This is a genomic window from Planomonospora algeriensis, from assembly GCF_977012225.1.
The window spans coordinates 1-10323 of record NZ_CDRNDK010000220.1; the positions used below are offsets into that span (position 1 = coordinate 1).

The following is a 10323-nucleotide window of genomic DNA, read 5'->3' on the forward strand; positions in this document are numbered from 1 at the left end:
CCGTTCATGATCCTGGCCGTCGTCCTGGCCGCCGGACTGGTCATCGGCCCGGCGCGCGCCCCGCTCAACCGCAGGGCGCTGGGGGCCGCGCTGACCGGGACGTTCGCGCTGCTCGCGCTGGCCAACCTCTGGTGGCTCTACCCGGTGCTGACCGGCGAGGTCATCCCGTACGAGGACTGGTCGTCCCGGATGCTCACCCGCTCCTGGATCAAGCCCGGCTGACGCCGGGCCAGGGTGATCGCCGCGGCGAGGCAGGCCAGCGGCACCGCGGGCAGCAGATAGCGGTAGTCGAACTCGGCGGTCGCCGCCGGGGCCAGGATGAGCCCGAAGGCGGCCAGCCACGGCAGCAGCACCGGCCCGCCCAGCGTGCGCCAACGCACCGCCACCCCGCCCAGGCCGATCAGCAGCAGCGCGCCGAGCACGATGCCGGGCAGCCGGACGATCCGCTGGTAGCCCTGCAGGAAGGCGGCCCACGGGTCGTGCACGTCGGTGCCGATCACCCGGAGCCTGCCCTCGATCTGCGCGGTGGGCAGACCGGGGTCGTAGATCTGCGCGTCCCGGTCGGTGGTGCTGCCCTTGGGCGAGGACCAGGCGGGCAGCACCTTGTTCTCCGGGAGGAACTCGTACTGCCGGTAGGTGTTGGCGTCGGGGAAGCGCGGCCGGTCCCAGCGGAAGGCGCGGAAGAAGTCCCGGGCGACGACGGCGAGGTAGTCGCCGGGCTGGGAGAGGATCGCCCGCTTGGCGAAGTCGCCGGCGGTCTTGTTCATCTCGGGGGTGAAGGTCGTGCCCACCCCGAAGGCGTGGAAGCGCTGGCCGTTGCGCGCCCACCACAGGTACATCTGCCCGAAGAGCCGCTTGTCCGGCGGGTCGCTGATGCACAGCAGCGCGAGCTCCAGCTCCCTGCGCTTGTCGATCTCCATCTTGCCGCAGTCGGCGAACATCGCGGTCCGCATGTAGAGGATCGCGCCGTCGCTGTTGGTCATCGCGACGTTGCCGTGCGCCGAGGCGAACCACGCCATGTAGCCGGCCACCGGGATCGCGCACGCGGTCACCATGGCCGCGATCGGCTTCCACCCGGACCGCTTGACCAGCAGGTAGACCACCACCAGGGCGAGGATGGGCAGGCCGATCGAGCGGGTCAGCGCGGTGAGCGCGAGCAGCAGGCCGATCACCGCCCCCATCGGCCAGGTCATCCGCCGGTGCCAGAGCACGAGGGTGATGACGCCCACCACCAGCAGCATGAACATGGTGTCGGACATGATCAGGTGCTCGAGCTGGATCTGGTAGGCGTCGAACAGCACCGGCGCCGCGGCCAGCGCCGCCCCCCAGCCCGGCAGGGCGAACCTCCGGCGCAGCAGGGCGTACACCAGCACGCCGACCGCCAGGCCCATCAGGTGCTGGGTGAAGGCCACCAGGCTGAAACTGTGGAACGGCCGCAGCAGGAGCAGCCAGAAGGAATAACCGTTCGGCCGCAGGGCACTGGGTCTGTCGGGGTTGACGGCTCCGGAGACGTACTCGTAGGAGTCGTTGAACCACAGCGCCGGGCCGTACCCGAGCATGGTGACCACGCGCAGAGCGAAGGCCACCGCCAGCACGACCGCGAACACGCGGTGGCGGTGCAGGAACGCCCGGAGACGGGCGCGCGCACCGGTCGGAGGTGGAGGATCCGCGACGGTCACCATGCATTACAGAATGCCAGCCGTTTGACGGACTCGACGCGGGCACCCGGACGAGAGGGCATCATGGTGGGATTGCCTGTGCCGTGACTGAAGGGTTCGAGACGTGGAACTGACCGTGGTCATGCCGTGCCTCAACGAGGCGGAGACCGTGGAGACCTGCGTACGCAAGGCCCTGGCCTGCATGCGGGAACACGGGATCGACGGAGAAGTCCTGATAGCCGACAACGGGAGCACCGACGGCTCGCAGCAGCTGGCCCGGGACGCCGGGGCGCGGGTCGTGCACGTGGACGCCAAGGGGTACGGCAACGCCCTCATCGGCGGCATCCGCGCCGCCCGCGGGACGTACGTCATCATGGGCGACGCCGACGACTCCTACGACTTCACCGCGCTGATGCCGTTCGTCGAGCAGCTGCGCGACGGCGCGGACCTGGTGATGGGCAACCGCTTCAAGGGCGGGATCGCGCCGGGCGCCATGCCCCCGCTCCACCGCTACCTCGGCAACCCGGTGCTCTCCTTCATCGGGCGCCTGTTCTTCCCCAGCGCCATCGGCGACTTCCACTGCGGCCTGCGCGGCTTCCGCCGCGACTCCATCCTCAGGCTCGGCCTGCAGACCGGCGGCATGGAGTTCGCCAGCGAGATGGTGGTGCGCTCGACGCTGTCCGGGCTGGACGTGCGCGAGGTGCCCACCACGCTCTCCCCGGACGGGCGGAGCCGGCCCCCGCACCTGCGCTCCTGGCGCGACGGCTGGCGGCACCTGCGCTTCCTGATGCTCTACAGCCCGCGCTGGCTGTTCTTCATCCCCGGCCTGGTCATGATGACCCTCGGCCTGGTCGCGGGCACCCTGCTGACCTTCGGCCCGGTCTACATCGGCAAGCTCGCCTTCGACGTCGACACCCTCGTCGGCGCCTCGGCGATGCTGGTGATCGGCTTCCAGGCGGTGCTGTTCGCCCTGTTCACCAAGGTGTACGCCGCCGAGGAGGGGTTCCTGCCGGAGGACCGGCGGGTGCGCAAGCTCGTCGACATCGTGAGCCTGGAGAAGGGGCTGATCGCCGGCGGCCTGCTGGCCCTGGCCGGGCTGGGCGGCCTGGTCGCCTCGCTCGTCCACTGGCAGACCCGCAGTTTCGGGCCGCTGATCCCGTCGGAGTCGCTGCGCATCGTGGTGCCCTCGGCCACCGCGCTGATCATGAGCTTCCAGACCATCTTCGCGGCGCTGTTCATCAGCATCCTGGGCATCCGCCGTACCAAGGAGACGCCCATCGACGTGGCCGCCTCCGCCGCGGAGGAGGCCGCCGAGGCGGTCAGCCGGGAGCGCGCCGGGGCCTGACCGGGAGGAAGATTCACTGGACAGGCTCTAGGCTGGGAGACATGTCCCAGCACATCCTGACCGCGGTCGCCTGGCCCTACGCCAACGGCCCCCGCCACATCGGGCACGTCTCCGGATTCGGCGTGCCGTCCGACGTCTTCAGCCGCTACCAGCGGATGGCGGGCAACAAGGTCCTCATGGTGAGCGGGACCGACGAGCACGGCACGCCCATCCAGGTCCAGGCCGACAAGGAGGGCCTGGGCGTCCGCGAGGTCGCCGACCGCTACAACCGGCTGATCGCCGAGGACCTCACGGCCCTGGGCCTGTCCTACGACCTGTTCACCCGGACCACCACGGCCAACCACTACGCGGTGGCGCAGGAGATCTTCAAGGGTCTGCACGCCAACGGCTACATCTTCCCCAAGACCACGATGGGCGCGATCTCGCCGTCCACCGGCCGGACCCTGCCCGACCGCTACATCGAGGGCACCTGCCCGATCTGCTCCTACGACGGGGCCCGCGGCGACCAGTGCGACAACTGCGGCAACCAGCTCGACCCGATCGAGCTGATCAACCCGGTCAGCCGGATCAACGGCGAGACGCCGGTCTTCGTGGAGACCGAGCACTTCATGCTCGACCTGCCCGCCTTCGCCGAGGTGCTCGGCACCTGGCTGCAGTCCAAGCAGGGCGAGTGGCGGCCGAACGTGCTGAAGTTCTCCCTCAACCTCCTGGGCGACCTGCAGCCGCGCGCGATCACCCGCGACCTCGACTGGGGCGTGCCGATCCCGCTGGAGGGCTGGAGCGACCAGGCCAACAAGCGGCTCTACGTCTGGTTCGACGCCGTCATCGGCTACCTGAGCGCCTCCATCGAGTGGGCCCGCCGCTCCGGCGACCCGGACGCCTGGCGGCAGTGGTGGCAGAACCCCGACGCCCGCGGCTACTACTTCATGGGCAAGGACAACATCGTCTTCCACGCGGAGATCTGGCCGGCGCTGCTGCTCGGCTACAACGGCCAGGGCGGGCGCGGCGGCACGGCCGGCTCGCTCGGCGCGCTCAACCTGCCCTCCGAGGTCGTCTCCAGCGAGTTCCTGACCATGGAGGGGCGCAAGTTCTCCTCCTCCCGCCAGGTCGTCATCTACGTCCGCGACTTCCTCGCCCGCTACGACGCCGACGCGCTGCGCTACTACATCGCGGTCGCCGGGCCGGAGAACCAGGACACCGACTTCACCTGGTCGGAGTTCCTCAACCGGAACAACGGCGAGCTGGTGGCGGCCTGGGGCAACCTGGTCAACCGCTCGATCTCCATGGCGGCCAAGAACTTCGGGGCGATCCCGGAGGCGGGCGACCTGACCGACGCCGACCGGGCCCTGCTGGCCAGGTCCCGGGCGGCCTTCGGCCCGGTGGGCGCGGAGCTGAACCGCTCCCGGTTCAAGAACGCGGTCAACGAGGCGTTCGACGTCGTCCGCGACGCGAACAGATACCTCGCGGAGCAGGAGCCGTGGAAGATCAAGGACGACCCCGAGCGGGTCAAGTCCATCCTGCACGTCGCCCTGCAGGTCGTCGACGACGCCAAGACGCTGCTGACCCCGTTCCTGCCCACCTCCTCCAACAAGATCTACGAGATGCTCGGCGGCACGGGCGTCTGGTCGGGCATGCCGGAGATGAAGGAGGTCGACGAGGACGGCCGGAGCTACCCGGTCATCACCGGGTCCTACGAGGGCGCCGCCCGCTGGGAGCCCACCCCCATCAGGCCCGGCACCCCGCTGGCCCCGCCGACCCCGCTGTTCCGCAAGCTCGACCCGAAGATCGTCGATGAGGAGCTCGCCCGCCTCGGCGAGTAGCCGCGCCCGCCGCTCTCCGCGGAGCCGCCCGGACCACCCGAGGTCCGGGCGGCTCGTGCGTCTTCCCGGAGGCCGGCCGGGGTCCGGCGTTCAGGGACGCGGGCGCAGGCCGTTCAGCGCGGTCTCGACGACGCGGTCGGCGTATTCGGTGGTGAGCGGCCCGCCGCGCAGCATCCACCGGTTCTGCAGCGGGCCCCACAGCATCTCGACGGCCACGTCGAGATCGAGGTCCGCCGCGAGCTGCCCGGCCCGCTGGGCGCTGCGCAGCCGCTCCTTCTTGCGCTCCCGCATCGGTCCCTCCAGCCGTTCGGCGTAGGCGGCGGCCAGTTCGGGATCGTGGGTGATCTCGGTGGTCAGGGCGCGCATCGGCTCGTCGTGGCGCGGGTCGTTCAGCTCCGCGACGGTGGCGCGCAGGACCGTCTTCAGGTCGGCCTCAAGGTCCCCGGTGTCGGGCAGGGCGGGGTCGCCCGCCGCTCCCTCGCTGAGCATGAGGAAGGCGTCGAAGAGCACCGCGCCCTTGGAGGGCCACCAGCGGTAGATCGTCTGCTTGCCGACGCCGGCCCGGGCCGCGATGCCCTCGATGCTGAGCCTGGCGTAACCGACCTCACCGGCCAGGTCGAACGCCGCGGTGAGGATGGCCCGCCGGGAGGTCTCGCTGCGGCGGGCCGCGTTGGCGGTGGTCGTGCGCTGCGTCGTCATGCGGCCCAACCTAACAAAAACTAGACGAGACGGATCGTCTTGACTTGATGAAGACGTCTCCGGTACCGTCATCGCCATAAGACGAGACGAACCGTCTCGACTCGCTAAGTGAACGAAACGAACGATCGGAGAATCCGCATGCGCACCCCGGGAACCGCCCCCTCCCGCACCTGGTTCATCACCGGCGCGAGCCGCGGCCTGGGCCGCGCGTTCGCCCTGGCCGCGCTGGAACGCGGCGACCGGGTGGCCGCCGCCGCCCGGACCGTCGCCGCGCACGACTTCGGCGACCGGTACGGTGACCGGCTGCTGGCCCTCCCCCTCGACGTGACCGACCGCGACGCGGTCTTCGCCGCCGTGGACGCGGCCGTCGAGCACTTCGGCCGGCTGGACGTCGTGGTCAACAACGCCGGGACCATGTCCTCGGGGATGGTCGAGGAGTTCACCGAGGCCGAGGCCCGCGCCCAGTTCGAGGTCAACCTCTTCGGGGCGCTCTGGGTCTGCCAGGCCGTACTGCCGCACCTGCGCGCGCAGGGCTCCGGCCACATCGTGCAGATCTCCAGCGTCGCCGCCCTCGGCGGCTTCCCGACCACCGGGATGTACAGCGCGAGCAAGTTCGCGCTGGAGGGGATGAGCGAGGCGCTGGCGATGGAGGCCGCGGGTTTCGGCGTCAAGCTCACCATCGTGCAGCCCGGCGGCTACTGGACCGATCTCTACACCGGCATGGCCATGACCGCGCCCGCCGAGCCGTACGGCCCGCTCCGCGCCGAGATCGAGAAGCAGTGGGCCGAGGGATCGGTCGACAGCGAGCCGCGCCTGGCCGCCGAGGCGGTGCTGGAACTGGTCGACAGCGACGACCCGCCGCTCCGGCTGCTGCTCGGAGGCATGGCCTACGACCTGGCCTTCGACGTCTCCCGGCGGCGGATGGAGACCTGGGCCGGCTGGGAGCGGGTCAGCCGCGCCGCCGAGCGCGCCGTGCCCGCCCCCGGGACCGCCGGGTGACCCGCTCCGCCCCGGGGCCCGGCCTCAGTCCGGACGGCCGGGGCCGGGCAGGACGCGTTCGACCGCCTCGGTGACCAGGGTGTGGATCCGGTCGGCGGGAAAGACGTCGGGCAGGGTGAGCCGCTCCACGATCAGCCAGTTCAGCGCCAGATAGAGCAGGACCACGGTGGTCTCGTCGCCGGGCATGCCGGACCGCAGATGGTTGTCGACGTTGAAATCGAGGTCGGCGCGGACGCGCTCGGTGAGCAGGCGGCGCAGCTCCGGGCGGCGGGTGGCCTCCAGCCGCAGCTCCAGCAGGGCCAGGTAACCGGAGCGGAAGTCGCTGATGCGCTCCACCAGGTCGTGCATGAGGCGGGTGACGTGGTCGCGGTCGCGCGGTCCCTCCATCGAGTCCGCCAGCATGCCGGGCTCGGGCTCCAGGCGCTCGTAGAAGCGGTGACCGACCTGGGTGAGCAGGTCGTCGCGGTTGGTGAAGTAGTTGGAGGCCGTGCCGTTGGGCACCTGCGCCTCCGTGTCGACGGCGCGGAAGGTCAGGCCGCGCGCCCCCTCGCGGGCCAGGACCTCGATGGCCGCGTCGAGGAGGGCCGCCCGCCGTGCCGGGTTCTGCCGCATCACGTTCTCTCCCTGGAATCCGGTATTGATACCACTCTAATCGTAGTACTACGTTCTAACCACTCCGATTAGAGTACTAAATGTTAAGTGGAAAGAAGAGGAACAGGGATGCGAGTTCAGCTCACCGCCCCGCTCGCCACCACCGCCCCGATCGCCTTCACCCCGCCCGCCGCGGGCCTCCCGGGGACGGGACCGCCGATCTCCGGGCGGTAGGTTGGGCAGGGTGACCACGATGCCCGCCGCGCCGGAGCCGTTGACCGGCGAAGTGTTCGACAGCCACTGCCACCTCGACATCATGGTGGGCAACCGCCAGGCGTCCTCGGGGGACCCGGTCGCCCAGGCCGCGCAGGCGGCCGAGGCGAGCGTGGAGCGGATCGTCGAGGAGGCGCGGGCGGTCGGGGTGACCCGGCTGATCACGATCGGCTACGACCTCGCCTCGTCCCGGTGGAACGCCGACGTCGCCCGGCTCCACCGCGACGTCTACGCCGGGGTGGCGATCCACCCCAACGAGGCGCACGCCTCGACCCCGGAGGTCCTCGCGGAGATCGAGGAGCTGGCCAGGGAGCCGCAGGTCAGGGCCGTGGGGGAGACCGGGCTCGACTACTACCGGGACTGGGCCGCCAAGGACGACCAGCACGCGAGCTTCCGGGCGCACATAGAGATCGCCAAACGGACCGGCAAGGCCCTGGTCATCCACGACCGGGAGGCCCACGACGACGTGCTGCGCGTGCTCGCCGAGGCGGCGCGCCCGACGTGGTGGTCTTCCACAGCTACTCCGGAGACGCGGAGATGGCCGCGAAGTGCGCGGCCGCCGGCTACTTCATGTCCTTCTCCGGGCCGGTGACCTACAAGAACGCCGGTTACCTGCGGGAGGCCGCGGCGGTGGCCCCGGCGGAGCTGATCCTGGTCGAGACCGACGCGCCCTACCTGCCGCCGGTCCCGCACCGGGGCAAGCCGAACGCGCCCTACCTCATCCCGCTGATCGTGCGCTGCCTGGCCGAGGTCAAGGGGATGGAGCCGGACCGGCTCGCCGCCGCGGTCAGCGCGAACGGGGAGACCGCCTTCGGCGCCTGGTGATCCTGGTGACCGCCTGATGACCGCCCGCCCGGCGGTGTCCGCGGTCTTCGTGGATCCGGTGCGCTCGAGCCGGCCGGGGAACCTCGTCGGGGGCCGAGGATCCCCGGCGGGGCCCGGTGGTCCTCAGCCCGCCGCCGCGCCGAAGTCGACGGAGGCGCCGCCGGTGACGGCCGGGATCCGGTCCGCGCCGGGGGAGAGCAGGGTGACCGCTCCGTCGTTGCGGCCCAGCAGCGCCACGGCCCCGGAGGAACCGTGGTCCGGGGCGCCGGCGACCAGCTTGTTCCCGGCGGAGGCCAGCGACCAGCCCAGGTGTCCGCCGGGCTCGGTCCCGGACACTATCCGGGACCGGGCGGGGTCGGCGGGCGGGACCAGGTGGACGCCTCCTCGCTGGTCGGCTCCGTCGAACGGCACTCCCACGGCCAGCCGTACGTCCCCGCCGGAGGCGAACGCCAGTGCGGAGCCGTACCCGCCTCCGGGGGAGCCCTCCGCGCCCCGGCTGAGCGTGGGACCGGGCGTGATCTCCGCCGTGCTGGACGCCTGGAAGAGCTGGACCAGGCCGGAGTCCTGCACCGATCCTCCGTCGCCGAGCGGGGCGCCCACCGCGAGATAGGACGTGTCGCCCTGCTCGGCGTAGGCGAGGGCGTAACCGAACCGGTCACCCGCGTCGGCGTCCAGGATCTCGCGGAGGTCCCACTTCTTGGACAGCTGCGCACCGGTCCTGGCCCGCACGTCGAACAGGACGGTCACCGCGCCCGAGTCGAGGTTCCCCTCACCGGCCTGCACGCCCTGCCCGTCGTCGTTCTCGTACGGCAGGCCGACCGCGAGGTCGGGCTCCTCGGCGTCCCCGCCCAGCCTGCCGAGCTCCACGGCCCAGCCGAACATGTCCCCGGCCTCGCCGTTGCCGGTGACCCCCTCGGTGTTCTGGGAGAGCCGCCGGGCGGTGCCGAGCGCGGACGTCTCGAACAGGTAGACCGCACCGGAGTCGGCCACCTGCTCGGCGTCCTCGTGCGGCGCCCCGACCGCGACCAGGGGGCCGCGCCCGGCCAGGGACCAGCCGAAGTGGGCGTCCTCCTCCGGGACCGGGGCGACCAGGCGGACGGGTTCCCGCCCGCCCCCGCCGTACACGGCGTAGACCGCGCCCGCGTCCCGCACCCCCGCCACGTCCGTGTACGGCGCGCCGACGAGCAGGTCGGCGCAGCGGTCGCCGTCGAGGTGGACCAGCCTGACCGACCAGCCGAAGCCGTCGCCCGCCGCGGGGGAGGGCGCGGTCACCACCGTTCCCTCCCCGCCCTGCCCGGCCACGCCCGACAGCACGTGCACGGCTCCGGCGCCGTCGGCCTTCCCCGCGCCCTCGGAACCCTCCGGGGGCCCGGCGTCCGCCAGGGGGTCGCCGACCACGGCGTCGTCCACCCCGTCGCCGTCGAAGTCCCCGCCGGGTTCCCCGTGCCGGTGCCGGTGCAGGCGGACGAGGCCGCGGCCGCGGACAGGTGCCCGGCGGCGGGGAGCACCGGAAGGGAGGGGAGCACGGGGAGCGCCACCGCGGCGACGAGGGCGGTCAGGAGCCTCATGACAGTCTCACCTCGATGTCCTCGCCGCCCTCGACCACGGGGCCGGTGAGTTTGAGCGGCCCGCGGGCCGGCGGAAGGTCGTAGACGAGGACCCCGTCCGCCCGGCCGCCGGGGGCCAGGACGGACGGCGGCCCGGACGAGACCGGCTCGGGGGTGTGCGCGGAGCCCCGGTCGTCCACCAGGACGAGCGGAGTACGGCTCAGCCGGATCTCCTCGCCGCCGGTGTTGAGCAGGGTCCAGCGGACCGTGCAGAACCGCCCGCGGGCCGGGGTCGTCCCCTGGTAGGAGGCCAGGTTGCAGGAGGGCGCGACGGGCACGATCAGCTGCGGGCCGCCGACGGCGGCGCCGAGTGTGATCCGGCGGCCCACGTCGCGCCCGCGTCGCCGCCCCCGGCGGAGGCCGACGGCGTCGCCGGGCCCTGTCCTCCGCCGAGTCCTCCGCCGACGACGTTCGCCAGCACGACCCCCGTGACGGCCAGCGCGGCCACCACGGCCAGCCCGGCGAGCACCCACCGCCACCGGGGGCGTCCCCGTCCGGCCGGACCG

Annotated in this window: 9 protein-coding genes and 2 pseudogenes; 5 read left to right on the forward strand and 6 right to left on the reverse strand. The window is 72.0% G+C overall.

The window, feature by feature from the left end:
* Positions 1-222 (forward strand): annotated as a pseudogene (locus ACWJ6R_RS21290) (phospholipid carrier-dependent glycosyltransferase); the annotation flags it as partial.
* On the opposite strand, the gene ACWJ6R_RS21295 reads toward ACWJ6R_RS21290, so the two are convergent.
* Positions 138-1682 carry a hypothetical protein gene (locus ACWJ6R_RS21295; RefSeq protein WP_449063919.1) on the reverse strand — a complete coding sequence of 515 codons (1545 nt, stop codon included), beginning with the start codon at positions 1680-1682 and terminating at the stop codon, positions 138-140. The pseudogene ACWJ6R_RS21290 and the gene ACWJ6R_RS21295 overlap by 85 nt on opposite strands.
* Before the next feature lie 100 nt (positions 1683-1782).
* Between ACWJ6R_RS21295 and ACWJ6R_RS21300 the strand changes: the two genes are divergently transcribed.
* Complete coding sequence (locus ACWJ6R_RS21300) at positions 1783-3003, forward strand: glycosyltransferase (RefSeq protein WP_449063920.1); 1221 nt, start codon at positions 1783-1785, stop codon at positions 3001-3003.
* Positions 3004-3044: 41 nt separating this feature from the next.
* Positions 3045-4823, forward strand: a complete 1779-nt coding sequence (gene metG / locus ACWJ6R_RS21305) for a methionine--tRNA ligase (RefSeq protein WP_449063921.1) — start codon at positions 3045-3047, stop codon at positions 4821-4823.
* 90 nt (positions 4824-4913) lie between these two features.
* Here metG and ACWJ6R_RS21310 read toward each other — a convergent pair whose 3' ends face one another.
* Positions 4914-5522 (reverse strand): TetR/AcrR family transcriptional regulator, encoded by a 609-nt coding sequence (locus ACWJ6R_RS21310; RefSeq protein ID WP_449063922.1) that lies wholly within the window; start codon positions 5520-5522, stop codon positions 4914-4916.
* A gap of 138 nt (positions 5523-5660) precedes the next feature.
* On the opposite strand from ACWJ6R_RS21310, the gene ACWJ6R_RS21315 reads away from it, so the two are divergent.
* Positions 5661-6521 (forward strand): SDR family NAD(P)-dependent oxidoreductase, encoded by an 861-nt coding sequence (locus ACWJ6R_RS21315; protein WP_449063923.1) that lies wholly within the window; start codon positions 5661-5663, stop codon positions 6519-6521.
* A gap of 24 nt (positions 6522-6545) precedes the next feature.
* On the opposite strand, the gene ACWJ6R_RS21320 is transcribed toward ACWJ6R_RS21315, so the two are convergent.
* Positions 6546-7133, reverse strand: coding sequence for a TetR/AcrR family transcriptional regulator (locus ACWJ6R_RS21320; RefSeq protein WP_449063924.1), 588 nt, complete (start codon positions 7131-7133; stop codon positions 6546-6548).
* 232 nt (positions 7134-7365) lie between these two features.
* On the opposite strand from ACWJ6R_RS21320, the pseudogene ACWJ6R_RS21325 reads away from it, so the two are divergent.
* Positions 7366-8210: pseudogene (locus ACWJ6R_RS21325) on the forward strand (TatD family hydrolase).
* A 123-nt stretch (positions 8211-8333) separates the two neighbouring features.
* Here the strand turns inward: ACWJ6R_RS21325 and ACWJ6R_RS21330 are convergent.
* From ACWJ6R_RS21330 to ACWJ6R_RS21340, 3 genes are all read right to left on the reverse strand, one after another.
* Positions 8334-9620 carry a hypothetical protein gene (locus ACWJ6R_RS21330; protein WP_449063925.1) on the reverse strand — a complete coding sequence of 429 codons (1287 nt, stop codon included), beginning with the start codon at positions 9618-9620 and terminating at the stop codon, positions 8334-8336.
* A gap of 154 nt (positions 9621-9774) precedes the next feature.
* Positions 9775-10146, reverse strand: coding sequence for a hypothetical protein (locus tag ACWJ6R_RS21335; RefSeq protein ID WP_449063926.1), 372 nt, complete (start codon positions 10144-10146; stop codon positions 9775-9777).
* Positions 10098-10323, reverse strand: a 226-nt coding sequence (locus tag ACWJ6R_RS21340) for a hypothetical protein (protein ID WP_449063927.1), incomplete at its 5' end; no start/stop codon positions are given. The genes ACWJ6R_RS21340 and ACWJ6R_RS21335, both read right to left, overlap by 49 nt.